Consider the following 24,304-nt stretch of genomic DNA (forward strand, 5'->3'; position numbering starts at 1 on the left):
ATAGTCACACAGGTCAGAGCTGAGAAGAGGGCCTTCAATTTTTAGAAGATGCGTTAGGTTTTTAGGCATTGGATGTCACACTGCGTATATAATAATTACAAACACTCACACAGATGAGAATCAGTTAAACTTACATCAACATACTTATAGATCATATGGTTAAGTCATGAAATTCTAGATTTTTTATTTTATCCGTCACTGATAACTCTAAATGGAGTTTTATGCTAGGTAAAGCCAACTTAGTACAGAGATAAAATGCATCTTACCAGCAGAGTCATTGCGGGCTTCCTCCAAAATGCTCTATACCCACCAAGATTAAATATTATAATTATTTAATTTAATCAATGAGCTAAAGCCACAAATGCTTCGGCCTTGAATCTAAAAGATCCCTTTGAAACTGCTTTTTTACAATTTTTTCATCTACCGAGTGATAGCTCCCGTCACTGAGCCGTTTAACGAAAAAACCGGCTTGAAGGCCGGTTTCATAATGAGTTTGACTCAGTTAGGGAAAACGTTATTGAGCCAAAGCGTTAGGAAAACCATATCAGCTGCGTCAGGGACGTTTACATGCCAGCGTGGTGAATCAAATTCGTGGTCCAGTGGTAGTCCGGCGCGACCTTCCTGCGTCAGCAGAATGTCCGCACGTTTACCCCTGCTGTCCTCAAAATGCACTGAAACACAATTGCTCTTACCGATACGATGCGGGTTACAGGTAAGCGTGACCGGTGGTTGAAGCCGTGACCTCAGCGCATTTTCCAGTGCTGCCAGACGCTCAGATGTCGTGGCTGTCATCGCAGGTTCACCCTGCGGATGCAGACTGAACATGACCGGGGTAGGCGTTTCATCCGGCACAGGCCGCTGGGTCACTGGTTGCGCATACTTGAGCTTAATCATGCGGTCAGCATCTCTCTCTTATCGTTGTTTTCGGGCATCCCAGCCGCGTCAGTCGTCATCAGTCCACGCAGACGATCCAGCTTTTTCGCGACCAGAATCGCAGCATTCAGCTCAGAACAGTTATGTTTACGCATCAGCGCTTTGCGCTCGGCCTTCTCTTCTTTCTCCGTCATCCCGAGCGCAAGGTAAAGACTGGGCGGCACGGCACGGAACAGCGCTTCAATTTTTTTCGAGAGCACAACCCCTTCGGTGTAGCATCGTGAGAGCTTGCTGGCGGAAAGCAGCACAGCTTTTTGCTCCTCTGAAAGCGTCCGGAAACGGGCGATATCTTCCACCTCTTTTTTCGGCATAGTCAGGCAGATCCACCATTCCGCCATGTTCAGCATCTTGCCTGCAGCGTTCGGGTAATCCTCAAGGTTCTGCGTGGCAAGCCAGAGCCAGGCACCCAGCTTTCGCCACATCTTAACCACTTTGGTCATATAGGGCGCTAGGAGTGGATTAACCGTCACAACGTGCGCCTCATCCACGGTAAAAACAATATCGCGTTCAAGGTACTGGTCCCGCTCGGCTATGTTGTTAATGGTGTTGGTCAGCGACACCATGGTCAGCGCCATCTGCGCTTCGTATCCCTCGCGTGCAAGGTGCGCCAGGTCAATCAGCGTCACGTCAGCCTCCGGCCAGAGAGAACCTTCCTGGTTGAACAGTTCAGCTTCAAAGCTGCCCAGCTGCGTAAACATACCGAGCGACTCGGCCATTTCAGCTGCTTTTGCCCGGCGGGATTCGTTACGCACCTGTCCGCTTTGGTTCTCAGACTCCACTGAGATGGTGTTGAGCGCATTCTGCAGATCACCCGGCAGCATCTGCCGACCTTCGTCCAGGGTTTTGCGTGCGGCCATGATCAGCGCTTCGCGGATCATGGCGCGGTCGGCACGTTTCAGCGCTGCATCTTCCTTTGGGTCACCGCCGGTGATCATCATCCGGGCAGAAATTTCCATTTCGCCCAGAATGTCACGCTTGCCGTTTTCATCATCTTCCGGGTCGTCTTCAATATCCGGCAGATCGCTCTCATTAATCGCCGGCGCGGGCGCGTCGCTGTCAAACAGCTTATGCGCGTCAGCAAAAGGCGGCAGAGACACACCGCTGCCGGGTTTGACGCTGACCTTATTGACCGTCAGGCCAAGACTCTCGAAGTAGTCAGCGGTCAGCCCGAAGCTGTTACCGGCTTCCGCGATAAACAGGCGCGGGCGGTGAACCGCCATCAACTGACAGAGCATTGAGCAGAGCGTGGCTGATTTACCTGCACCCGTAGGTCCGAACAGCAGCATGTGTGCATTCTGAGAGCGGTCGTGTTTGTTCAGTGGATCAAAGTCCAGCACGTCGCCGCCACGGTTGAAAAAGCTGAATCCGGGATTGCCGGTCCCCGTCTCGCGGCCGGTGACGGGCAGGAGCCCGGCGATATGCTGGACCCACGTCAGCCGGGTATACCAGTTTTTCTTGTCGTGCTGCGGGTTAAAGCACATCGGCAACGCCCGCAGCCAGGTGTTCAGCGGACCGGTATCATGCTCGGCGCGAACCGGTTGCAGCCCTTCGTTCAGCAATACGGTGCTGAGCTCAATACGTTTACGGTTCATTTCGGGCATGTCTTTTGCCCGCAGATAGAAGGTGATGGCCGCGCGATACAGTTTGTGGCGGTTACCCAGCAGCTCTTTAACCGCTGCGACGTCCTGACGGACGCGGCCGGATTCGGTATTTTCACCGATGGCGTTTTTCGCCAGGCGGTTAAACTTCTCCTCCAGCGTATCCTGCGGCTCAGCCACAACCGTCATGCACAGCATGGTGCCTTCAGGAAAAGTGTCCATCAGGGCATTAATTTTCTTTTCTCCGCGACTCTTTTCGCCGGTGAGCGTGCCGGGCTCAGGCGGCTTACGCAGGCGCTCAACGGAAATGGCGGAGTGCGCAATGTTGTCCAGCCACCATACGCCGTTTTCCACGTCAGAACTCGGAGGCGTGAACAGCAGAGTTTCTGCAAAGTCATTCTCCGTCGGGATCATGCCCGCAGGCGTGTCCCGGCTGTCGTGATAGGCGGCAGCACGGTAAAAGGCTTCTTTGTCCATGCCTTCAGGGGCAGGATTGAACATCCGCAGCAGCCAGGAGTGTACCTGCAGGCCATTCTGACGGGTGCAGACGATGTTCACGCTGGAGAACGCGCTGCAGAGCCGGTCACACGCCTGATTCAGCATGCCAACCGGTGACATTAAATCACCGCTGTTTTTAGTCGCCCAGCGGTATATCACCATGCGCGTGCGTCGCTGCTGACCGCGCCACGGCTGGCCGGTGATCAGCTTGTCTTCAAACAACCCTTCAGGGCGGGCAATGCCGCGCAGGTGCTGTTCCGTTTCTTTAAGCCAGGCTTCCGTAAATTCACTTTCCTGCGCGTGCGGTTTGACGTAACCGCGCAGACGGTCAAGGCAGGCATCAACATTATTCTCATCCTGGCAGAAGAACTGAACAATCCAGGGGTTGTTCGCCAGGTCGTCAAAGCTGTCCTGCAGCGCATCTTCCACCACGTCGCGGATCTGCTCCAGGCGCTCATCCGGACGGCCTTCGGTTGCCGCCGGCGTCACTTCATACACGGCACCCACGGATATCCCGTCATCGAGCAGCAGACACTGCTCTTCATCCAGAAACTCTGCCCACGGCAGATAGTCCACGATGGACGGATTGTGCGCGTAAACGCGCTTTTCATCAGACTGAGACATCTTACCCGGGCGCGTAACCGGCTCCGGGCCGGTCTGCTCAGAGACGTCGGACAGATGAGCAGGCTTACTGGCTGATTTCCCTTTAAAGAGTCCAAACATTACAGGGCCTCCGTACGTTCACCTGGCATGGCGTACTGCGTCTGGTCATAGAACGGGAAAACGGTGCTGTAACCCGGCACGGGAGTATTACCCTCTGCCAGATGCGGGAACACGTACATCACCATTTCAGGGTTAGGCAGGCGCGGAAACTGCTGGCTGATTTCCGATTCCTGCGTGCGGCTGTAGCTCCGGTCGTCGCTGAGCGCAGCCTGCTGCTCTCCGTCCGAAAGCCCACGGCGCAGCGTGCTGCGGGCTTCACTGCCGCGTGTCGCTCTCGATTCACCGTCGGTGCCTTTCCACAGCTCCAGCATATTGCTGTTGCCAGGCGGCAGCATTTCATCTTTGTTCGTGGAACAGCCGGCAAGCAGGCTGGCTGCAACAATCATGAAAATCCCGAATTTTGTAGTCATACTCATGGTTATTATCCTCAGTCCAGTCCGCCGGTGCTGCCGTCTTCGCCTGACAGGGTAAAGTCATATCGCACGCGACGGCCCTTATCTTCGTAATCGATCGCCAGCTCGCGGGTAATGTGTACGGCCAGTTTCGCCCCCGGCTGCACGTAAATCGCGTCAAACGTCTGGCCGTATCGCTGTTTGACCCACTCGGTGATTTCATCCGAGCTGCCTGAAATCGCCTTGCCCAGCACGGCCTGCCCAGCGTCGCCGGTCAGCGTCGAGGTCACCCCGCCGTAGGCGTTTGTCTGGCTTGTCGTCTGGTTCTGACCGATGGCATCACCCGCCGCGCCGGCTGCACCCAGAAGCCCGATCGTTGGCAGATAGCTTGAGGCATTCGATTTGCGCGTGCCGGAGATGCAGGGGATCCCGTTTTCATCTGAAATCCAGCCGATGCCGCCGCTGGTGCCGGTCTCTTTCCCGCCGTTCTGGTTGCTGTTATTGCCGCCTTTGCCGCTGCGATCCGGTTTGGGCAGAGTACGCACCGTGCCATCGGTGAACACAAACGTGACGCTGTTGACCTGACCGCGCACGCAGGACAGGGTCCAGTCACCGGAGGCGGTGCCGGAGACGATTGCCCCCTCCACGTCCGGCAACTCGATGCCGTTGGCCGTCAGGTTGTCGTTGCCAATCAGCACCTTGAAAGGATACGGGTCGGTGACGGTGCCATTGATCGGCACGCGGCCGAGCAGCGCCGTCATCGCACGACTGCCGATGAGCGTGGAGTTTTCAGGCAGCGTATAAACCGGCTCGGCTTCGTCTTCAGCGCCTTTTTCAGCCGTCGAGCCCTTGACCTGCTGCTCGTAACTGGCTTTCTGTTTTGTAAGGGTGTTTTCGCTGAGAAAGGACGTCGGGAATCGGGACTCTCCGGCGCTATTTCCGGCACTGCCGCTGTTTTGTGCTGAAGAGGGGGCGGGGCTGTCCTGCGGCGTCACCCACATCAGGCCATCGCTGCCGGGGGCCGGGGCACTTCCGTCGCCGGCCCCCATGCCGTCGAGACCGAGCCCCAGCGGAATATCGCCGTCCTGGCCTTTTGCCTTATCGGCAAGATCTTTGCCGGCATTCTGCAGTTTATTTGTCAGCTCGTTGAGTTTTGACGTCAGGACGTTCTGTTGCTGACGCATCTGGTTCTCACGTTCGTGGTAATTTTCTTCCACGCCCTGCACGGCTTCATTTACCTGACCGGACACGTTGGTATTGCGCTCGCGCAGCTTTTCATTTTCGTCCAGAAGCCTTGCATTCTGTTTGTTGAGTGAATCCTGCTGCTGACGGACGGCGTTAAGCGAGCCAACGATCGTTTTCAGCGTATCCTGCGGGGTGTCGCCCTCGATGCCGAGTGCCTTGAGCTCCTGGGGTGACAGGTTCTTCAGCGCATCGTCAGTCTGCGCATGGGCGGCCTGTGCAGCGGGCTCCTGCGGCTTACTGTTATAGCTTTTCAGGGCAATAAAGCCGCCTCCGACCAGAATGGCCGGGATCATCACTTTGACCAGCCCGTTTGACTTAATTTTCATAACGGATCACCTTCTGAGCCGGACGGGAAGCGGCCTTGTGGACAGTGGACGGCTCACGCACAAAAGCGTCATCAGGACGGCCTGACGTGACGAGGTAGAGCGTGGTGGTATCTTCCGGCGTACCGGCTACACCCAGCCAGCGATGCTGAAAAGTGGCCGTGACAAACTGGCCCTGCAGCTCACGCGGATCGAGAATCACTTTACTGGAAGAACTGTTGCGGATCCGGAGAGCCACAACGGTGCGACCTGCCACGCCCCAGCCGGCAACCGGTGACACGGTCACGGGGGCAGAGGGGTACAGCGTGCTAATGCGTGACGGCAGGTGCGGATTAACGGGGTGTATTCCCGGCACTGCTCCAATGGTGCGTACCGGGGCATAGAGGTTCTGGGCTGCATAGCGCGTCAGCAGGACCGGAATGGGGGCCTTGTAGCTGACTTTTTTGCGTTTTGTCTGCGGGGTACTGCCCTCCCCGCCGGATTTCTCACCCGTGTTACCGGCTGCGCTGCTGACCGTGCTGACGTCACCGCTGTAAATGATTTTAACAGGCTCGGCAGACGCGGCAGCGGTGGTGCGCACGTCGAGCAGAATCACTTCACCGCTCTCCATGTCCTGCAGCTGCAGGCGGGTTTGCGAAAAATAACTGTCGGCTTTGAGATACACCGCGCCGCCGGTGCTCTGCACGCGCAGCTTGCCGTTCAGCGCCGGGGGAAACCCGACGCGCACGTTTTTATCAACGAAGACCACACGCTCCTGACCGATTTTCAGCGGTATCTGCAGCGGCACGCGTTCCCATTTCATCAGTTCATCGGCCTGTGCCCGCGAGGCGTGCATTGTGACCGTCGGCAGCAGTGAAAGTGACAGCGCGACAAGACAGGCTCGGGGGCTGAGGGTAAATGATGGCGTCATCAGAACATCCCTTTATTTTTCTGTTTGGGTTCTTCAGGCGCGGCAGACAGGCGTTGCGGAATACTCTCGTAGCAGTCCAGCGCCATGCCAAACGGGTTTGTTTCAGAGTCACCGTCCCAGCGCACGACTTTCAGGGGATAACGCACCATGGCGCGTTTTACCGGTTCGGTGAGGTAATATTCATCAGCTACAAGATCGAGTTTCACGGTCCAGCTATCGCGATCGATAACCTTCACGCTGTCACCGGAATAGCCGCGACCGGGAATTTCGTACACCACGCGGACACGATCGGTGAGCTCATTTTTTTCACCACGTACCTTTGCATCCTCCTCAAGAAACGCTTTGCACTGTGGCGTCAGATACGCTGAGAGCGACTGAATGCGGGCGGGATAATCCGCCTTACCGTTCTTAGGCCAAGCGTTGAGCTGCTGGAAGATGTAATACGCGAAGCCATAAACGGTTGGCGGCGGGATCTCCCACCACGGGCGCGTACTCCCTTTGCGCAGGTCTGGCGGGTTATGGATGGTCAGCTTCTCAGGCGCTCTCATCCAGCCGCCCATTGCGGTCACCAGTAAGAGCAGCAACACGACGCACGCCGCCCGCAGGGTGAAAATATGCTGATCGCGGCCCTTAACCGCGTGGCGAAAACGACTCATTTGCTACTCCTGAGGTTTTTGCTGCGTTGCAGGGACCAGCCCCGCGAGTGAATGATTAAACTGATATCGCCCAGCCCCATACGGCACTTTTTCAGTTCAAATTGCTGCCAGAGATAATTTTCCGGTTTTCCCCGTTTTTTGCTGGCGAGCCATTTGCCGCCAAAAGCAATCAGGACGAGAGGAAAAAGCAGTGTGCCGGTTGGAATAGCAAGCCAGCCGAAAACAAAGGCGAAAGGCAGTGAAAGGACAAAGCCGGATAACACGCCAGTCAGCGCCGCCAGACCTAACTCGGGGGTATTGAACCCCCGGAATACGACGGGCTCAGCGTTCAGGCGATCCGGTAGAAATCTGATGGTCGCCATTGGGGTAACGACCTTATGCGATGACTTCTGCGGACTTGCCCAGTAGCCAGATAACCGCAACCAGCATCACCACGCCGACGACAACAATGGAGCCGAATTTAGTCCAGGATGCGCGGTCATTACGCACCTCACCGAAGGTAACAAGGCCCGCTTCCGCCACTTTGAAGAATGCGAATGCACATAACACCAAGCCCCCAGAACCAGACCATCCTGTACGTGGCCGCTCAGCGTGCCCATCAGCCCCGTGCCCGTACCGCTGGAGGTTGGACCTTCCACGGTTGGTAAGTCGGCTAAAGCCGGTTTAGCGGCCACGGCACTTAGCATGCCGGCCGTCAGAATACGTGCCCAGGCTGATTTGGCTTTAGCGGTTACGCGGGTTACTGCAGATACAAATTTAGACATGATTTCACCTGTAAATAGAGTGGGTTAAGGGTTAACTGCAAAACATCCAGATACTGACGACTAACAACAAAACTGAGCGGATAATGGCTCTGCCCATGGCACCTTCCTTCAGCCGCTGACTGGTCCAGCCTGAGTAAACGTCCACGATTGCCCATGCTGCCCAGAAGAAAAGAAAGGCGATCAGCAGCCCGAGACAAAGCAGGTGCAGCAGATTCGGTTCCACATTTCCCGAAGCCGCTTTAAAAGCGACTTCCTGTGCAGCGGTCATCGCCATCAGGGGCGCTCCCGGCGGTAATTTCCCGCCAAGCCTGATAAATCACGGGGCTGAGCACGCGTGGGTTCCAGATAGCGGTCAATACCGGCGCTGATCGTTTTCAGGTCGCCGTTTGCCCGCTGGTAATCGAAGAAATAGCGGCCTCGTTCCAATGGGTCAGCCTGTGCTGCGGCAACCCGCGCCCGTTCCAGAGAAGCCTGCACCTGGACGATCATCCGCTGCGCGGATGCCAGCTCGTCTTTCTCAGATGCAGATACAGGAGAGGACGCGAGTGTGATCAGGCCCAGCACACCGCCGCAAAACAGAAGTCGTGTTGCCGGACAAAGAGATTTCATATGCACCTCCAGTGGTTATTGAATGCGGTAAGCATGCGAAATCCCGGCGTCGGGTTCAGCCGTTAACTCTTTTTGGAAAAATAAAAATTTAGAGGTCAGCGCGAATGCTGACTGAAGGGGTGCCAGATACTCGTGTTTGTTATAACTAAAATGAATTACTGACGCGGCGCTATGCGCCTCGCCTGCTGACGGCCGGCACCTGAAAACCATTTTCAGGTGCCTCCGTCCAGCTCCTATGTAGAAAACGGGAGAACATTAAATTAATTACCGAATGAAAAATTAAAAGCGGGTTCACTCGCTGATTTCGGCAATAGCTCAATGCTCAGTGAATCAAGGCGCAGCATGCGTAGACCGCTATCATGTATATAGGGGGAAAAGTCTATGTGTGGAAGATTTGCGCAGTACCAGAGCCGTGACATCTATTTTGACACTATCGGCGTTATCGACACCGATTACATTCACGACCCGGAACCTATCGCGCGTTATAACGTAGCGCCGGGCACAAACGTATTGCTCCTGAACGAACGTGAGCAGCAGCTATGCCTCGATCCGGTTTACTGGGGTTACGGTCCTGAGTGGTGGAATAAGCAGCCCCTTATTAACGCGCGCGTCGAAACGGCAGCATCAAGCCGAATGTTTAAGTCTCTATGGGCCAATGGCCGCGCGATTGTTTTTGCAGATGGTTGGTTTGAATGGGGACGAGGCGAGGAGAAGAAACAACCTTACTTCATTTATCATAAAAACCACGCCCCGCTATTCTTCGCAGCGATCGGTAAATCGCCGTTTGATGACCCGCAAGGCCACGACGGTTTTTTGATTGTGACGTCGGCCAGCAGTGATGGCATGCTGGATATTCATGACCGACGTCCACTTGTTTTGTCGGCAGATTCCGTCCTGGAGTGGATGAATGAAGACACAACACCAAAGCTGGCTGAGGAAATTGCGAAGGACGCGGCATTACCGGTGAGTGATTTTAACTGGCACCCTGTCAGCACCCGCGTTAACAGCCCCAAAAATCAGGGCAAAGAGATCATTGAACTCATCAAAACTAGCGACATATGAGTGTGCATAGCCAATAGACTTCTGCTCGATAATGTCCGCGTTGTGCCAACAGCGGACATTGTATATGGATAAAATACGAATGGCGGCGTGTATCCAGAATTATTAAAGAAACTTTATCTAGGTTCTTTTTAAGGTTATTTTAGCTCCGATGATGATCAATGTCATTCCAGACAACATGCTAAAAGATAATTTCTCTCCCCAACCAACATAACCAAATAAAGCAGCGAATATTACTGACAGGTAGGTCCAGGACACAATTTTATCAGTTGACGCATAAGAACATGCAGCAGACAGAAAGTATTGTGCGAGAGTGGTAACCACCCCAAGCATAAATAACAATGGAACAAGTGAAAGACTAAATGAATCCCATACCCATGGTAGAAATACGAGCGAATATATCAAGGTGTAGAGAGAAAAGAAGAGTAGTTGACTATAAGGGGTTTCTGTATCTGACATCATCCATATGGTGATCGTTGCGGCACCACCCATTACTCCAGAGATTATACCTGATACAGCACCTCCATTGATGCTATATGTCGCCACGCCACTGGTCATCGCCACGCCAATAAATCCTATGATAGTTCCTATCCAAACATAGCGATCGGACAATCTCCTCAGTACCAGCAATGCAATGACCGGGACAAATATTGGTGATGTTTGCTGAAGCAATACTGCAGTGCTCAACTCAGTATGTTTAACAGCATAGAAGTAGGTAATCAACGCACAAAATGTAAAAAATGAGCGAAGTGCATGGAGACCTTTCCTTTCAGATTTGAAGCTGAACTTCCCAGACACCAGACCTACAAAAGATACAATAATAAAGCTGAACACATTGCGCCAAAAGACCAATGACAGAACATCCATTTTGTAAGAAACATATTTGACAATCATCCCCGCCAACGCAAACATTAATGCAGATATCGTAATGTTACTAACAGCCTTAAATTGCATCATTTACCATCCTAAAAAATAAAATTCAAATCAATTTCTCAAGAATAAATAAAACTTTGTCTAAAGCTTAGCACCTAACTGACGCACTGACCGGATCACGGCTGAACAAGACGTCGTAAGGTCAGTGATGCCTGCCATATTTAAAATATATCCCATTGAAGATTATCGCCGCTTCGGCTTCATTCTTTTCCGCTTCATGAGAATGCCAGGCCACTATGACATATATATTCCGAGCAAGGCTGATTTGATTACTGCATCAACTCTGCTCATATTCTCTCCGGATGCATCTAAATTTCCTCCGGGTGTTTCAATCCCAACAGCAATGCGGATGGCATTAGGTAACAACTTATGCTGGATCATCTTAACGGTATTATCAGTGTGGAATTTTCCCCTACCCCAGCCGGTATTGCTCCAAAAAGACTGGTTCCTGCAAGATTCGCCGCTTTTTGGCCTGCGAAGACCATCTCACCTTTATGGACAGAGGTTCTGGAAGCGTTACCGTTGCGACGCTGACTGAAGGTGAGAGTAAAAACGCCGTAGCAGTAGCAGATAAAATATGCTTCATAAAAAGCATCATCCTGGTGACAGATATAAAATCTGCCTAATTTCCTTAATCAGCTGTAGCTACAAGCCGTATGACACGCTCTATATCACTCCGCGTCATAGGTTCATGGTCAAAATGATTATGGATCCCAACACCCTCAATTACTGCGTCAATCGCCCGTGCGGTTGTGGGGCTAAAATGCTGTTCCAGTGCCCGACGGCTTTGCTTCATCCAGCGCTGAGGAAGTGAATTCAGATGCGGATTTCTTGAAATAAATGCATAAAATTCAAAACTGAGGGTAAGTGTCCGCGGCGTCCCCCAGATTTTCTGGTCAATAATGTCCACAACGGCCGTTATAGCCTCTTCCCGTGTTGGTGCTCCGGTAAGCATTTTTGTGAACTCATCGCTGATCGTTGAAGACAGCCGAACAAAAGCCTCTTCTATGAGTTGATGAAGACTTTCGAAATAATAGGTAATCGAGCCAAGAGAGACATCGGCTGCGTCAGCAACTTTTCGTGAGGATGTCCCGGCAAGACCATTTTGAGCAATCACTTCAAGAGTGACCTCGATAAGGCGTTCCCGCCGTAGCGGGTCAAAACGGCGTTTTCTGCGTCCTGACCCTGCCGTTGTTTCTTGGTTTAATTCGCCCATATGCAAGCTCTCTTGGCATGAGTGTACATAGCTCATTTTATATGTACAATCGTACATATAAAAGAACTGTATGGAGATCAACAATGAACGAAGCTGAAAAAGCAGCAGCAGGTCTACTCTACGATGCAAATTATGATGGTGATCTGCTCCGCAGGCGTGATGAAGCTAAGCTAAAGCTTTTTAACTTCAATCACACGCCATTTACTGAAAAGCAGAAAAGGGATGACATTCTGGAAAGCTTGTTGGGCAAACGGGGTAAGAATTTTACAATTGAGGGGCCATTCTTTTGCGATTACGGTTATAACATTGAAATTGGGGATAATTTCTATGCCAATGTTAATTTTACCGTTCTGGACGGTGCTAAGGTCATCATTGGTGATAATGTGTTCATCGCCCCGAATGTCGGTATCTATACTGCAGGCCACCCGCTTGATGCAGAACGCAGAAATAAGGGCCTCGAGTATGCTCATCCGGTAACCATTGGAGATAATGTCTGGATTGGTGCTGGTGTAAACATACTTCCCGGAGTCACGGTGGGGTCCAACGCTGTGATTGGTGCCGGAGCTGTTGTTCTCAAAGATGTCCCCGAAGGGGTGCTGATGGCCGGAAATCCTGCGAGAGTCATCAGAAAAATATCCGAAGAAGACAAGCTACGATACAACTAACACTTCAGGGCAAGTTCTGCTAACTAATTAGACCAAAAAGTATCGAAATTTCAGCCTAGTAACCTCATTTCTAAACCTGAATCGGCAATATCTGCAGCAGAATCATTGCCGGTGAGATAATCTTTTAAAGGTGTCAGGTTGACCCGCTTTTCGCTGAGTAACATGCGACAATATTCACAATACGCGAGGCGCTCAAGTTCAAACGTCCTCTCCTGCTCAAAGCTACCTGACAAAGTGTTTAAGCTCTACCACAGCTTAGAGGTACAAAAACCACCTTAACTTACAATAATTTTCGATATCCAAACTGGCCCTTTCCATACCGCGGGGGGTTATCTGTAAAGCAGGTAAACACAGATTTTTGGCATGGGTTTATCGTATTCATCCATCCGCTAAAACGGCAACCTAACCCATATGGCCCACAGGATATAAACACCACCGGCAAGAAATAACAGGCGATAGACCCAGACAATGGCGTGTTCCTGCCGCAAGTAAAATTTCAGCGGGTTACGGTTCAGGTTGGCCGCATTGTGAGTTTTATGAAAGTGCGTCATCTGTTGCGCGCCTCTGCTAGCTAGTGCAATCATAAAACTGGTCATCATGATCATTACTAATGCCATATAGCTTTTCACCAGAAGCCTCAGGCTCAGGCCCAGCCATGGACTGTCGCCCTTATGCAAAACGGCGACGCCATTTTTTTAAGCGTAATCGCAGCAAAGCTAAGCGTAAGGTGCATGACCAGCAGGATGACAAAATGCTTCGCATTTGTGCGGAAAGTATTCTTCAGTGTGATACCAAAGTTCCAGGCGATAAACAGCAGTGTTGATACCAGCTACATCATTGAGTTTAGAATCATTCCAAGCCTACTCAGTAAATTTCTCAGTGGCATAATTTTGCCGAATGGTGGTATGAACGTCAGGATGATTTTTACTTCTAAATCGTAACTGACAATATTTCACGATTACTCGGGTTCTTTTGACTGACGGTTTTGTGCCAGGAGCAGACGTTGCTGACATCACTTTTTTGATTAGCTATGAGCAGTCACGCTGAAGCCCGTCTTTATCTTTCGCTATGGTGGTAGCCTCTATGGCAGCGCCATGGGGACGATGGATCCTTATAAGTCAGCGTTGAGGTTCCCATCACCACGAGGACCAGACCTGACAGCTTTATGAACATTATTAAAGTCAATCTAGCAGAATCTGAGTTGTCAGCTTATAGTGTTACGAAATATGAAATTGCAGCCAACATCTGACGTTGTTACTTACTGAGGTCAAAATGGGACGTTCGGCCGATTACACCATCCAAGGGTTTCTGTATCAGTTTAATATGACGCTCTCTGAATTGCTTAAAGCGGCAGATGAGGCGGAAATTACAATTGAAGGAATTGTAGAAGATATTGAGGTGGCTACATTTTCAGGTACTAAAGCCATTCAATGTAAATATCATGAGGCGCAGTCTAAGTATTCCATAAGCATACTTTATGACCCGTTGCTTCAGATGATGAAACACTTTAAGTCAAATCCAACTGCAAAAATAAAATATCATCTCTTCGTGCACTTCCCAAATAGCCCCACGGTGACCATAACCGATGTTGAGCTTAAAAGTGCTCTGAATTCTAATAATCAAAACTTAAAAACACTTATAGCTGATGCAGAAGGTGTTGATATTAAAGCGTTCCTGGAAGAGTTCTCAATATCGATTACACCAAAGTATGACGATTTGATGGAGGAGAATACTAAACTTCTTATCGCTTTGGGATTCAGTAAAGGTGAGGTTGAAACGTTATTTTACCCTAATGCCATTCAGATAATAGGTGAGCGAAGCATCAAACATGATGAGAATTTGAGGAAAATCACCAGAAAGTTCTTTCTGGAAGAACTGCGTCGTATTAGATCAACAGCTATATCACAATGGACCCTTGCATTAAAAACGCGACAGAAGGTTTTGGATTCCCGACGAAAGCAACTGAAAGAAAATTTGAGTTTAAATGCGCGCCTACGTTTCTTAGCAGTTTTCCCTGAACTCCTTGAAGAGTTCGATAGCCAGATAGTCCTGTTTATAAAATCCTTTATTGATAAATATCATTTTAAACAGTCTCATACCCACACTCCCATTTTTATATTGGATGTTTCTCAATCCGACTTTGATGATATTGCAGAACGCTTATACGATAAGGATGTGATTCCTAATATCGGACGCCATGTCAAAGCCTTCTCCGAAAAAAAGTTTTTCAGTGAGCCTATTGTTACCCGAGATAAAAAAGAATTTGTTCTTCGCTTTATTCGCTGGGACGATTACAAAAACCTTAACTCCAAAGTTAAAGCAGATGATTTTTTTGTAATAGGAGATGGAGATGTGACAGAACTGGATTTTCAGGATGTAAATCTTGAGGCTCTGGGTGCCGAAAAATTTGATGAAGTTAAATATATGATGGGGATCAGTAATGGCTACTAAAATCGGAGCTGTACTGTCGTGCGCGCCAGAGGCTGTCATCGTTGCAGTAGATAGTCTTGAGAAATTTGAAACAAATAAAGAAAACCTTCAGGTTGGTCGCTTCCTGAAAATTGCCCAAGGTAATTACGATTTTACGATTGTCACCATCCGTAATATCAAAGGTACTAACACCACTGATGCAGAAGGCAAGCCGACCTGGAGCTTCCTGATTGAGTGTCAGGCTATCGGAACGTTGGTAGATGATAAAAATTTCGACCGCAGTAGTCTCCTGTTACCGGTCCCCACTGAGCATGCATTCATTGCTGAAAATGACACCTTAGACAAAATCTTTTCAGCTGATAGTGAGCACGACTTCCCTCTCGGCAAGCTTTCCATGAATAAAGACACCGATCTTATGATCAGTGGTAACAGATTCTTCAGTAAACACATTGCCATCGTAGGTTCCACGGGCTCTGGTAAGTCATGCACAGTTGCAAGTGTTTTGCAGAGGATTGTTGGAATTGCTGAGTATAAAAACAACAATAAAGATCGGCAGAATAACTCGCATGTGGTGATTTTCGATATTCACGATGAATATTCTGCTGCGTTCAGTCTGCAAGAAGAGGAATCTTTCACTCTCGCCCGACTTGATATTGATACTCTACAACTGCCCTACTGGCTAATGAACTCAGAAGAACTTGAAAGCATGTTCATCGAAAGTAATGAGAATAACTCTCATAATCAGGTTAGTCAGTTCAAGCATGCCGTTGTATTGAACAAAGAAAAGCATAATCCGAACGTTCCGGAAGTTACGTATGACACGCCTGTATATTTCTCTATTAAGGAAGTCTACAACTACATAGAAAACCTGAATCGAGAAGTGATTGGTCGACTGGTGGGGGAAGATAAACCAAAGCTGGCTAGTGGAGATCTTGTCACCGATCGAACGATTTATTTTGACAAAATTCACGACTTTATCGCTGCCTCGTCTGCGGGAGCAACTAAGGCAACCGTCGGTCCTTTCAGTGGCGAGTTCAATAGGTTTGCTTCGCGGCTGGAGTCGAAACTTAAAGATAAACGGCTACGGTTTCTGTTAAATGCCAAGAAAGTTGACGGAAATGCACATGTTACAGACGACTTTGAGACGTTGATGAAACAATTCATTGGCTATCTGGATAAATCAAACGTCACTGTCATCGATTTAAGCGGGGTGCCATTTGAAGTGCTCAGCGTTACAGTCAGTCTGATCTCTCGCCTAATTTTCGACTTTTGCTTCCATTATTCAAAGCTGCAGCATGCCATCGGCAAGCTTAATGACATCCCGGTGATGTTGGTTTGTGAAGAGGCTCACAATTATGTACCTAGGGACGGACACGCATCCTATCGGGCATCTAGGAAATCTATTGAGCGCATAGCAAAAGAAGGCAGAAAATATGGCTTGAGCCTGATGGTAGTAAGCCAGCGTCCCTCAGAGGTATCAGAAACCATTTTTGCTCAATGCAACAACTTCATCTCTCTACGTCTGACAAATGATGCCGATCAGTCATATGTGCGACGACTATTTCCAGACAATTCGAATGGTATCACCGAGATTTTACCAAACTTGGCTCCAGGTGAGTGTGTGGTAGTGGGTGATGCGGTATTACTGCCTGCAGTTATCAAAATGCCACTGCCGGTTCCAGAACCTCACTCCCAAAGCGTTAAAGTTCATCATGAGTGGAAATCGCTATGGCGCGATGTGGCTTTCGAAAAGGTCATCGAACGCTGGAGGAAGTGAATATCATGTCGGAGTTCTGTTTCTTAAAGGAGCAGGATTGTAGGACAGGGCGAACTCCTCTACCTAATCCAAGTGGATCATCATGAAAGAGCAGACCTTATAAATTTAGACGTAATAGTCGACCGTCACGACCTTCAAGAAAAATCAGATGGAGTGAGCGAAGCAATATGAGTTTTTCGTAGTTAAATCCCCGTGGAACTGAAAATTAACAGATTTACCCACTATCCAAGTATGAAAAGGGTTAAAGATGAGTAATCTTCCTACTACAGTAAATACGACCGCAGTAACAACTGGTGTTGATAATTTCACAACATCATTAACTACCTACCTCACCGACTTGAATCTTCCGGCAAATGGCGTTTTAGTCGGCAATGATCAGAGATACACTGTAATCGATAACTTCCCAAAGGTTATTGGCGGCATTGACAGTGTAAGGCGTGCAGATTCTTTATATCTATCAAAGTTTATTGCAGCGTGCGGCGCTGGCCTTTTTGATGCAGCACTCAATTTTTTATGGAATGAAACAGTAGTAAATTTGAGATGGAAGGTTTCCCTTAACGATATAGACTATTTTTATGACAGTATCGTCACTGACACAAAAAGAAGAGATAAACTTAAAACTGTAGATGATTTAGTTAATATAGAGGAGTGGGAACTTGTTAAGGGTTGTCATCTAACAGGATTACTTTCTGATATAGGTTTTAAACATCTCGATTATATAAGAGACATGAGGAACTGGGCTAGCGCAGCACATCCTAACCAAAGTCAGCTAACAGGATTCATGCTCATCTCGTGGCTTGAAACCTGCATCAAAGAAGTGATTGCGAAAGAACCAGAACCCTCTGCATTACAAATAAAGAGAGTACTATCTAACATCAGAGGCGCTATCTTAGATGGTGAAGACTTAGCCCATATAAAATCCGCGATGGAAAGCCTGCCTCAAGATGTTGTTGATTCTTTCTTAAGAACTATATTTGGGATGTATACTAATGAAAACGCAGCTGTACAGATTAAGAATAATATAAAAGAAATTGCAAAAAAATGTTGGGATCTTTCGTCAGAAACTACGAAGTATAGTTGTGGTATAAGATATCAATCTTTTGCAGCTAACGGTGAGAGAGCTAGGAAAGATGCGGCTAATGAGTTTTTAACCACTGTATCTGGTCTTCCATATCTTCCATCTGATTCTTTGGCTGTTGAAATATCAATCAGAGTGACAAATCTATACCAAGCCCATTTTGGGTGGAATAATTTCCATAATGAACCAGCCCATGCATCTTCTTTGGCTGCATATATCTCTTCTGCTGGAAATGTTCCTGATTCAATTCGATTCGAATATGTTAAGACTTTAGTTTTATGTTATTTGGGTAACAGCTATGGTGTATCTAATATGGCCATTTCTTATTATCAGGAAATGATTGGTAAGTTCGGCGAGGCTGAGTTAAAAGAGTTCGTTAAAATAATTTATGATAAAGACGTAATATCTAGGCTTGCAACTCAAACATGTGCTTCTCGATATAAACATATAGCATCACATTTTGTTAGCAGAACTACCAATCAAATAACCTTGCAAGCTCTTAATGCGATCATAGCATCGACTGACCCACAGTTACCGAACCTATCAAAAGCAACGGCCTACGATAAGCTTATTCGCTCATACTAAATACTGTGAGGCAAAAAAAGCTTAGATCATATAACAGCCCTCTCTATCCGAGGGCTTTTTTACATGAATATCCGCTTCTCGCTCATAGCGGATAAACGTGCTAACGCTCGTTAAGAGTAGGGTTTATCCGGTCGTTCGCAATTAGATACAATCGAAACGCCGCTTCTGACGCATCGGCAAATCTAACCCTTTAATCGAGCCGAATTGATGGCGCTGGAGAGGTTAGGCGCAACCGCTTAGCGCAGTGCGGCTGACGCTCCGGCAGCGCCAGGAAGCCAAAGGGGGCTACTAAGCATGAACTATTTTGTCTGTTATGTTTTAAATTGAAATATTGCTATAATTAATTTCAATACAGAATAGATTTACGCAAAAGGATTAATCATGAATACAATTATCTTTAATTTCGAAAAACATCCGTTAGCGCTATCTTATGGCGCAATAGGTTCAGTGAAAAAATTAAGAGCTAAATCACAAAAAGATGAAATAGCCGTTAGTGTTGAAAAAAATATTGGCGACGCTATAAGCAAAACTGTATCTGTAGGAGAAATAGGTTCAGACTACCACATATACTTTATGACAACCCGGCCTCGCTTCAGACTGACGTCTTACCCCGAAGGTGATTTCATAAGAGTTAATAATGCTAATAAAACTAAAGTCGATATACTAAACATCGACTTTAATATAGAACCGGATCCGCGCGCTTTTAATAAAACCAACTCATCACCAATACAAGAAATACATAAGGCTGAAGTTAGACTATCTTTCAGCAAATATTTTAAAAGAGTAATTTGTGGATACGCCGGGGAAGATTGCGAGATCATTAACGTTTGTCCAACTGGATCTTTTACCGGAATTACATTTTACTTCAAAGATGATAAACCCGGCCCCATCTCTCTGAGGCTGACACCTGATTTAATGAAGTTTATAAATTTTACAAACCAGTGTGAGTTTTATAGCTTTCGTGATTATTTGCACTATGAGATACATTATATAGGTCAGTCAAAGCTTATTGAGGACAGACTACATGACCATGAAAAAACAAAAGATATAATGAATATATTAATGACGACAAAGTTAGAACATGAGCCTGTGATTTTTGCTTATTCCTATAAATGCGATTCCGATTTAGATCAGGAATTTTTGCGGGATTTAGTTGAAGCGGTTCTCATTAGACACTTCCAACCTCGACATAATAAAGAGATGATTGATTTCCCAAATGGCACTAGACGTAAGGAGAAATTATTGCAGGATGAAGTTAAAAGACTAGGCATTACATCGGTAATTATCCCCCCATTGGTCATATTGACGGATTAAATTTGTTTAATGATTTTCCTCATCCGCTATCTCTTGGTTATGGTTATACCAATTCAAACAATAGTACTCTTTTCACTAACAATTCAATCACATCAATACTATAGCGCCACTCATTAATAACCCTCCTTAACTGTATAAACACCCTCATTTTTTGGAGGAAATTATTGCTCGGAATGACATTAATTTTTACCGGCTTCCTTCGCGACACCTTTGCTGTTTTATTTTAAGCCTTCCCTAGCTACCGCGACCACATTAGATTTCGCTAAGCCAGCGCTTGCGCGCTGGCCCCAGCAGGCGTACTAGCATCGATACTTAAGGGCGAGCTGACTTACCAGCGCCGTTTCAGCCTCACATATGAGTCTCTCCAGCATATCCGCATGGTGCTGCATGGCGAGCGCAGAGTCAGGGATGCCAGCAGCTGTGGCCGGGCCTGCTCCAGCCGGATGCTAAGCATGGTTCACGTCAGTTCTGACAGCCTTTAAATAGTGCTGGGATAGTTGATGATACCTTTATCTACAAATATGACGGCTAATCATACTTCGAGTCTAAAGGTCCGTTTTCGCTCATTGCCGCCCTTCGCTGCAACACAACCTCTGTATAATTTATCTTCGTTTAAACCCCAAGACTTCACCGTGCAAGCCTGGGGTTTATTTGATCATAAATATTTTTTAAACGATGCTGTTGTGACCGTAATGGTGAACCCTAGCATAAGCGCTGCAGGCAACAGCAGAAGGTTTGGATAGACCGCTGAAGGCCAGGAAAGATAGGCCATCACCGGCAAATAGACGGCCGGTTTGATCAACCTTTTCGCACGGTGGTACAAAAACGAGGACTCATAACCGGCTCCGAACCGACGAAGGTCTCGTCGGCCGAGTCCTTCAACCACGGCGACACATATCACCAGGACGAACAGCGGCACAGACAGTGCAATGATAGTCACGCGGATCAGGGTCACGACAGAAACATATACCGTTGCCAGTATATACTGCTGGAGATAATGTCCCAGCCAGCTGCTGGCTCCCTTGAGATTGCGTGATACCTCGTTGCCGCTGTTTATCTCAGCCTGATAGGTATCCTGTATCCAGCTGACGATGCCACTGTCCACGAACGCCCACTGATAAGCATCAGTCACCCAGCGCGTTACCGTTGCAGCTGGTTCGGAAAGTAACAGGCTGCGGGTAAAATCAGAAGACAGATAGCCAAACTCGGTATTCATCACCGTCTGGCTGTGCGTAGCCCCCAATTCAGGCCAGAAAAACGCGATCCCGATGTATTCAATGACAAGACTCAGCATCAGTGAGGCCAGAATCACGCCGATGAGTTTCCACGGCCAGCCCCAGACCAGGTTATAGAACAACCCGTGCTCACGAGATTGCACGGGTTGTTGCTGCGGATACTGCTGCGGTGCGGTACGACGTGCCTCAGCCATGATCATCTCCCTTCACTGTTGCGATTGCTGAACTGCGGCTGTCCCACCATCCTTCACTACTGTGATAGTTGCGTCGCATCTCTTCGGCAAGACGCGCGATATTTTCAGGCATGTGAATGTCACCGGCATCACCCGCCGGCAACGGCATCCGAATTTTCCAGAGCTGACCACCCTCAAGCAGCGCGAACGCCTGGCCCTTTGGCAGCGTGACGATGTCGGAAGGCTCCAGCAGCGGCACTTTAATGGTGCCGACGCGGTCCTGCGTGCTGGAGGTAAAATCATGGTTTACGGTGACGTCAGCCGAATCCTGATGACCTGAGACCAGCGTTTTACTGTAGATTTCAACCTGCGGAAGCTGTGAGGTCAGCAGCTCGGCCGTCCGGTTCTCCCTGACGCGCAGCATAATCAGGTTGTTGAAGTTACCCTGAACCTGAGAGGTTTTGGCCGCGCTCCCGATCCGGGCTTCAATATCGGAGGACGTCTGCGTATAGGCCGTCACCTGCATTCCCGCACCGCCCCCTTTATTGATGAGGGGGATAAACTCATTGCCCATCAGTTCGTTAAACTCATCGCAGTGCAGATTGATGGCGTCCTTGCCCTCTTTGGATCCGGGCAGGCCGCCGTTGATACCGTGCTTGTAGATATGGCCGGCCACACTCACCAGGTCGGCAAACATGCTGTTACCCACGGCGCTGGCAACCTCGCTGTCGCTGAGCGCATCGAGTCCTACGTAAACGATGCCTTTTTTACGGATCACCTGTTCCCAGTCAAAAATGGGGCGGGGATCGTCCATATTCAGGTAATCAGGCGAGAGCAGCTCTGCCGTTTTACCGGTGGTCAGTTTTTCCAGCAGCGGCAGCAGTGACGCAACAATTTTATCAAAATAGGTACGGTCATAACGTACCGCAGAGCGCAGCCCGTCCAGTATCGGGTCATAAAGCTGATTGCCGGCGTCCGAGCTCAGCGCCACCTCAACGGCCCAGATACGCACAGCTTCCGGCTGTCCCTGCATGGCACGCGGTACGTCATCTTCACTGAAGGCGTTGGCATTATTTTCGATCTGGCTGTTCAGTTCCGGCAGCTTCTCGGTGATGATTTTTTCGGCGTAACGCAGATAAAGGTCGGCAATGTTGTTCACGTAGCGGGTAATGAGGCTGTAATCCGGACGTTCCCCAAGCGCGACCAGCGCCCGGGCAACAATATTGACAAATCGCCAGGCGAACTCGCGAAACGCCGCACTGTTCCCTTCGCCGCTGAGCTGGCCGGCGACGCGGGTCGCGACTTCCGATACGCGCCCGAAACGCCCCACGGCGTTATAACGCGCGGATATGTCAGGCCAGCCGAGGTGGAAAACCGTCAGCTCATCGCCCCGCCCTGCCCGGTGCGATTCCGCCCAGACCCTTTTAAGCAGGTCCGCGTCCCCTTTTGGGTCAAATACAATGGTGACGTCCCCGCGCCGTATATCCTGGGTGATCAGTAATTCAGCCAGCCGCGTTTTCCCCACGCGGGTGGTGCCATAAACTACCGTATGACCGACGCGCTCACGTAAATCGAGCGTGACCTCACTTTCATCCGGTTCAATGCCATGAATGGCCGGATTGCCCCCGACCGGCGGGAGCGGGCGAACGGGATTGAGCGCAGTATCGGCACTGAGCAGTTTACCGACCGCCGGCAGACTGCTTTCCGTTGCCTCCTCAAGCTCGCGGGCAAGTTGATAGAGCCTGGAGGGTTTCAGATAGTGGGCCACCTCCGGGCGCAGCGTATCTCGCAGACGCTGGGTATGTTTCTGAGTCCAGCGAAATCCTCTTCCCATGAAGAGCCGGCGCTTACTGACGGGGATTTGCTTTGACGTCATCACGTAACGCGGCAGACGGCGCAGATTACGACGGTAGCGAACAACCTGCATTCCCTGACGCGCACGCAACGCAGACAGCACCGCAAATCCGCCGGCGGTGACGTAGCTGACGGAGGGCGCGAGAGCCACCGCCCACGGCGCTGTGACGCAGACGACGGCGGCGGTGCCGGCTGCCACGGCCGTATTAAGCTCCACGGCGGGGCGCAGAAGCGCTTCAATAACGTATTTATCACTCACAGAGAAAACTCCTCGAATGGTTTGCCTGCCAGCAGCGCTAAAAGACGGTGCCCGCTGATAATCATCAACTGTTGTGACCCCCTGCTGACAGCCCGGCTTTTCTGGCCCGTACGGCCGGTATGAATAAACAGGCCTCGCAGCCCCATACACATCAGTACCGCTTCAAAATCTCGTACATGCGCCGGAGTAATGGACCAACTGTAGCGTTTGGCCTGAATCAGCCAGCACTCGCCGTTAAGTTAATATGTACCTTTCCGTCAAGGCCGCCGTCTCTGCTGTACGACGCATTACGCTGTACGGGATACCCCTGACGTTCAAACGCCAGCAACAGCAGCTCCTCAAAGACATACGGATTAATTTTGCGCAGATAGGTCATGCGCTGCCCGTCACCGTTAAGTTCGCCGAGGCAGGTATAAACGCGCTCAGCCGTCGCGCGATAGCGCTGATGCCGGCGCTCACTGGCCGTCTGCCGGCGAAAGCGCCAGAGAAGATAAACAATGACCGCCAGCAGAGCAGCCAGCAGAACCGGATTCCCCATCAGCAGGGCAGCGACATAAGGGGCAGATATCACTGCGGCACCTCCTGAGACAGGCCACTGTCCGTGATAAGCACAGGGTAATGGGTCAGCTGTAGGCGACGGGCAAGTTCAGATCCCGATGAGGGGGCCAGCTGAAGGCCGGGGACCAGGCTACGCAGCTCAGCAAGCGACGCCGGGTTATCGATGTTCACAATCAGGCCCGCCGCGTTTCTGGCTGCAAGCTGCTGTGCGTTGTGGGCCAGCCACTGAAGTGAATAACCGTCATCCCCGATGATAAACAGCGCCCCTATACCCGGCAGCGTCAGCGCCCGGGGGGCAACGTTACCCGGCGACATTTCAGGTGTTGTCACGGGCAGCATGGCCGCTTCGCCCTGCGCCGGCGGTGCGGCAGGCGGTGGCGGCGCGTCCTGCCGGTTGACGGCGTCAAAAACAGCCTGCGTGCTCTGTCCGCCCAGGTCTGCGATGACGTTGAGCCCGGCCAGCGCAGCGGGTGAGAAAACGATGATTACGGTAATGATGAGTGTGTTCAGCGTCATG

At 49.8% G+C, this 24,304-nt stretch carries 21 protein-coding genes and 2 pseudogenes; 6 read left to right on the plus strand and 17 right to left on the minus strand.

The window, feature by feature from the left end:
* Positions 1 to 498: 498 nt before the first annotated feature.
* The 10 genes and pseudogenes from FCN45_RS23025 to FCN45_RS23070 form a co-directional block, all read right to left on the minus strand.
* Positions 499 to 894 (minus strand): hypothetical protein, encoded by a 396-nt coding sequence (locus tag FCN45_RS23025; protein WP_137387460.1) that lies wholly within the window; start codon positions 892 to 894, stop codon positions 499 to 501.
* A complete protein-coding gene (locus FCN45_RS23030) occupies positions 891 to 3,752 on the minus strand; it encodes a conjugative transfer ATPase (protein ID WP_137387461.1) in 2,862 nt (953 codons plus the stop codon). Before FCN45_RS23030 ends, FCN45_RS23025 begins: the two co-directional genes overlap by 4 nt.
* The gene (locus tag FCN45_RS23035) at positions 3,752 to 4,168 is read right to left on the minus strand and encodes a TIGR03751 family conjugal transfer lipoprotein (protein WP_137387462.1); all 417 of its coding nucleotides are present in this window, start codon (positions 4,166 to 4,168) and stop codon (positions 3,752 to 3,754) included. Before FCN45_RS23035 ends, FCN45_RS23030 begins: the two co-directional genes overlap by 1 nt.
* A gap of 11 nt (positions 4,169 to 4,179) precedes the next feature.
* On the minus strand, positions 4,180 to 5,715 hold the full coding sequence (locus FCN45_RS23040) for a TIGR03752 family integrating conjugative element protein (protein WP_137387463.1): 1,536 nt from the start codon (positions 5,713 to 5,715) through the stop codon (positions 4,180 to 4,182).
* Complete coding sequence (locus FCN45_RS23045; RefSeq protein WP_137387464.1) at positions 5,705 to 6,622, minus strand: TIGR03749 family integrating conjugative element protein; 918 nt, start codon at positions 6,620 to 6,622, stop codon at positions 5,705 to 5,707. The genes FCN45_RS23040 and FCN45_RS23045 overlap by 11 nt, the downstream gene beginning before the upstream one ends.
* Entirely contained in the window at positions 6,622 to 7,278 is a 657-nt protein-coding gene (locus tag FCN45_RS23050; RefSeq protein WP_137387465.1) for a PFL_4703 family integrating conjugative element protein, read from the minus strand. The genes FCN45_RS23045 and FCN45_RS23050 overlap by 1 nt, the downstream gene beginning before the upstream one ends.
* Positions 7,275 to 7,640, minus strand: a complete 366-nt coding sequence (locus FCN45_RS23055) for a TIGR03750 family conjugal transfer protein (protein ID WP_137387466.1) — start codon at positions 7,638 to 7,640, stop codon at positions 7,275 to 7,277. The genes FCN45_RS23050 and FCN45_RS23055 overlap by 4 nt, the downstream gene beginning before the upstream one ends.
* A gap of 13 nt (positions 7,641 to 7,653) precedes the next feature.
* Positions 7,654 to 8,042, minus strand: a pseudogene (locus tag FCN45_RS23060) (TIGR03745 family integrating conjugative element membrane protein).
* A 31-nt stretch (positions 8,043 to 8,073) separates the two neighbouring features.
* Positions 8,074 to 8,316 carry a TIGR03758 family integrating conjugative element protein gene (locus tag FCN45_RS23065; protein WP_137387467.1) on the minus strand — a complete coding sequence of 81 codons (243 nt, stop codon included), beginning with the start codon at positions 8,314 to 8,316 and terminating at the stop codon, positions 8,074 to 8,076.
* Positions 8,316 to 8,651 (minus strand): RAQPRD family integrative conjugative element protein, encoded by a 336-nt coding sequence (locus FCN45_RS23070; protein ID WP_137387468.1) that lies wholly within the window; start codon positions 8,649 to 8,651, stop codon positions 8,316 to 8,318. Before FCN45_RS23070 ends, FCN45_RS23065 begins: the two co-directional genes overlap by 1 nt.
* A 381-nt stretch (positions 8,652 to 9,032) precedes the next feature.
* On the opposite strand from FCN45_RS23070, the gene FCN45_RS23075 reads away from it, so the two are divergent.
* Positions 9,033 to 9,713, plus strand: a complete 681-nt coding sequence (locus tag FCN45_RS23075) for an SOS response-associated peptidase family protein (protein WP_137387469.1) — start codon at positions 9,033 to 9,035, stop codon at positions 9,711 to 9,713.
* A 117-nt stretch (positions 9,714 to 9,830) separates the two neighbouring features.
* Here the strand turns inward: FCN45_RS23075 and FCN45_RS23080 are convergent, their stop codons facing one another.
* Entirely contained in the window at positions 9,831 to 10,667 is an 837-nt protein-coding gene (locus FCN45_RS23080; RefSeq protein ID WP_137387470.1) for a DMT family transporter, read from the minus strand.
* 607 nt (positions 10,668 to 11,274) lie between these two features.
* Positions 11,275 to 11,859 (minus strand): TetR/AcrR family transcriptional regulator, encoded by a 585-nt coding sequence (locus tag FCN45_RS23085; RefSeq protein ID WP_246862593.1) that lies wholly within the window; start codon positions 11,857 to 11,859, stop codon positions 11,275 to 11,277.
* Between the two features lie 83 nt (positions 11,860 to 11,942).
* Between FCN45_RS23085 and FCN45_RS23090 the strand changes: the two genes are divergently transcribed.
* Entirely contained in the window at positions 11,943 to 12,524 is a 582-nt protein-coding gene (locus tag FCN45_RS23090; protein WP_137387471.1) for a sugar O-acetyltransferase, read from the plus strand.
* Between the two features lie 389 nt (positions 12,525 to 12,913).
* On the opposite strand, the gene FCN45_RS23805 is transcribed toward FCN45_RS23090, so the two are convergent.
* The gene (locus FCN45_RS23805; RefSeq protein WP_246862594.1) at positions 12,914 to 13,129 is read right to left on the minus strand and encodes a hypothetical protein; all 216 of its coding nucleotides are present in this window, start codon (positions 13,127 to 13,129) and stop codon (positions 12,914 to 12,916) included.
* Between the two features lie 667 nt (positions 13,130 to 13,796).
* Here FCN45_RS23805 and FCN45_RS23100 point away from each other — a divergent pair.
* The 4 genes from FCN45_RS23100 (at position 13,797) to FCN45_RS23115 (ending at position 19,708) form a co-directional block, all read left to right on the plus strand.
* Positions 13,797 to 14,975 carry a hypothetical protein gene (locus FCN45_RS23100; protein WP_137387472.1) on the plus strand — a complete coding sequence of 393 codons (1,179 nt, stop codon included), beginning with the start codon at positions 13,797 to 13,799 and terminating at the stop codon, positions 14,973 to 14,975.
* Positions 14,965 to 16,731 carry an ATP-binding protein gene (locus FCN45_RS23105; protein ID WP_137387473.1) on the plus strand — a complete coding sequence of 589 codons (1,767 nt, stop codon included), beginning with the start codon at positions 14,965 to 14,967 and terminating at the stop codon, positions 16,729 to 16,731. The genes FCN45_RS23100 and FCN45_RS23105 overlap by 11 nt, the downstream gene beginning before the upstream one ends.
* 247 nt (positions 16,732 to 16,978) lie before the next feature.
* The gene (locus FCN45_RS23110; RefSeq protein WP_137387474.1) at positions 16,979 to 18,394 is read left to right on the plus strand and encodes a hypothetical protein; all 1,416 of its coding nucleotides are present in this window, start codon (positions 16,979 to 16,981) and stop codon (positions 18,392 to 18,394) included.
* Between the two features lie 381 nt (positions 18,395 to 18,775).
* Positions 18,776 to 19,708: a hypothetical protein gene (locus FCN45_RS23115; RefSeq protein WP_137387475.1), complete on the plus strand. Its 933-nt coding sequence runs from the start codon at positions 18,776 to 18,778 to the stop codon at positions 19,706 to 19,708.
* A 655-nt stretch (positions 19,709 to 20,363) separates the two neighbouring features.
* Here FCN45_RS23115 and FCN45_RS23120 read toward each other — a convergent pair.
* The 4 genes and pseudogenes from FCN45_RS23120 to FCN45_RS23135 form a co-directional block, all read right to left on the minus strand.
* Entirely contained in the window at positions 20,364 to 21,137 is a 774-nt protein-coding gene (locus FCN45_RS23120) for a TIGR03747 family integrating conjugative element membrane protein (protein WP_137387476.1), read from the minus strand.
* Positions 21,130 to 23,229 carry a type IV conjugative transfer system coupling protein TraD gene (gene traD / locus FCN45_RS23125; RefSeq protein WP_137387477.1) on the minus strand — a complete coding sequence of 700 codons (2,100 nt, stop codon included), beginning with the start codon at positions 23,227 to 23,229 and terminating at the stop codon, positions 21,130 to 21,132. Before traD ends, FCN45_RS23120 begins: the two co-directional genes overlap by 8 nt.
* Positions 23,226 to 23,800: pseudogene (locus FCN45_RS23130) on the minus strand (restriction endonuclease). The gene traD and the pseudogene FCN45_RS23130 overlap by 4 nt, the downstream one beginning before the upstream one ends.
* On the minus strand, positions 23,797 to 24,303 hold the full coding sequence (locus tag FCN45_RS23135; protein ID WP_137387478.1) for an integrating conjugative element protein: 507 nt from the start codon (positions 24,301 to 24,303) through the stop codon (positions 23,797 to 23,799). The pseudogene FCN45_RS23130 and the gene FCN45_RS23135 overlap by 4 nt, the downstream one beginning before the upstream one ends.
* Position 24,304 lies beyond the last annotated feature (1 nt).

The sequence above is a fragment of the Pantoea sp. SO10 genome (assembly GCF_005281435.1).
Taxonomy (GTDB): Bacteria; Pseudomonadota; Gammaproteobacteria; order Enterobacterales; family Enterobacteriaceae; genus Pantoea; species Pantoea leporis.

Excerpts from the sequence above, each read along its gene's own strand:
- FCN45_RS23025 (WP_137387460.1), bottom strand. The coding sequence starts at position 894 with ATGATTAAGCTCAAGTATGCGCAACCAGTGACCCAGCGGCCTGTGCCG.
- FCN45_RS23030 (WP_137387461.1), bottom strand. The coding sequence starts at position 3,752 with ATGTTTGGACTCTTTAAAGGGAAATCAGCCAGTAAGCCTGCTCATCTG.
- FCN45_RS23035 (WP_137387462.1), bottom strand. The coding sequence starts at position 4,168 with ATGAGTATGACTACAAAATTCGGGATTTTCATGATTGTTGCAGCCAGC.
- FCN45_RS23040 (WP_137387463.1), bottom strand. The coding sequence starts at position 5,715 with ATGAAAATTAAGTCAAACGGGCTGGTCAAAGTGATGATCCCGGCCATT.
- FCN45_RS23045 (WP_137387464.1), bottom strand. The coding sequence starts at position 6,622 with ATGACGCCATCATTTACCCTCAGCCCCCGAGCCTGTCTTGTCGCGCTG.
- FCN45_RS23050 (WP_137387465.1), bottom strand. The coding sequence starts at position 7,278 with ATGAGTCGTTTTCGCCACGCGGTTAAGGGCCGCGATCAGCATATTTTC.
- FCN45_RS23055 (WP_137387466.1), bottom strand. The coding sequence starts at position 7,640 with ATGGCGACCATCAGATTTCTACCGGATCGCCTGAACGCTGAGCCCGTC.
- FCN45_RS23065 (WP_137387467.1), bottom strand. The coding sequence starts at position 8,316 with ATGGCGATGACCGCTGCACAGGAAGTCGCTTTTAAAGCGGCTTCGGGA.
- FCN45_RS23070 (WP_137387468.1), bottom strand. The coding sequence starts at position 8,651 with ATGAAATCTCTTTGTCCGGCAACACGACTTCTGTTTTGCGGCGGTGTG.
- FCN45_RS23075 (WP_137387469.1), top strand. The coding sequence starts at position 9,033 with ATGTGTGGAAGATTTGCGCAGTACCAGAGCCGTGACATCTATTTTGAC.
- FCN45_RS23080 (WP_137387470.1), bottom strand. The coding sequence starts at position 10,667 with ATGATGCAATTTAAGGCTGTTAGTAACATTACGATATCTGCATTAATG.
- FCN45_RS23085 (WP_246862593.1), bottom strand. The coding sequence starts at position 11,859 with ATGGGCGAATTAAACCAAGAAACAACGGCAGGGTCAGGACGCAGAAAA.
- FCN45_RS23090 (WP_137387471.1), top strand. The coding sequence starts at position 11,943 with ATGAACGAAGCTGAAAAAGCAGCAGCAGGTCTACTCTACGATGCAAAT.
- FCN45_RS23805 (WP_246862594.1), bottom strand. The coding sequence starts at position 13,129 with ATGATCATGATGACCAGTTTTATGATTGCACTAGCTAGCAGAGGCGCG.
- FCN45_RS23100 (WP_137387472.1), top strand. The coding sequence starts at position 13,797 with ATGGGACGTTCGGCCGATTACACCATCCAAGGGTTTCTGTATCAGTTT.
- FCN45_RS23105 (WP_137387473.1), top strand. The coding sequence starts at position 14,965 with ATGGCTACTAAAATCGGAGCTGTACTGTCGTGCGCGCCAGAGGCTGTC.
- FCN45_RS23110 (WP_137387474.1), top strand. The coding sequence starts at position 16,979 with ATGAGTAATCTTCCTACTACAGTAAATACGACCGCAGTAACAACTGGT.
- FCN45_RS23115 (WP_137387475.1), top strand. The coding sequence starts at position 18,776 with ATGAATACAATTATCTTTAATTTCGAAAAACATCCGTTAGCGCTATCT.
- FCN45_RS23120 (WP_137387476.1), bottom strand. The coding sequence starts at position 21,137 with ATGGCTGAGGCACGTCGTACCGCACCGCAGCAGTATCCGCAGCAACAA.
- FCN45_RS23135 (WP_137387478.1), bottom strand. The coding sequence starts at position 24,303 with ATGACGCTGAACACACTCATCATTACCGTAATCATCGTTTTCTCACCC.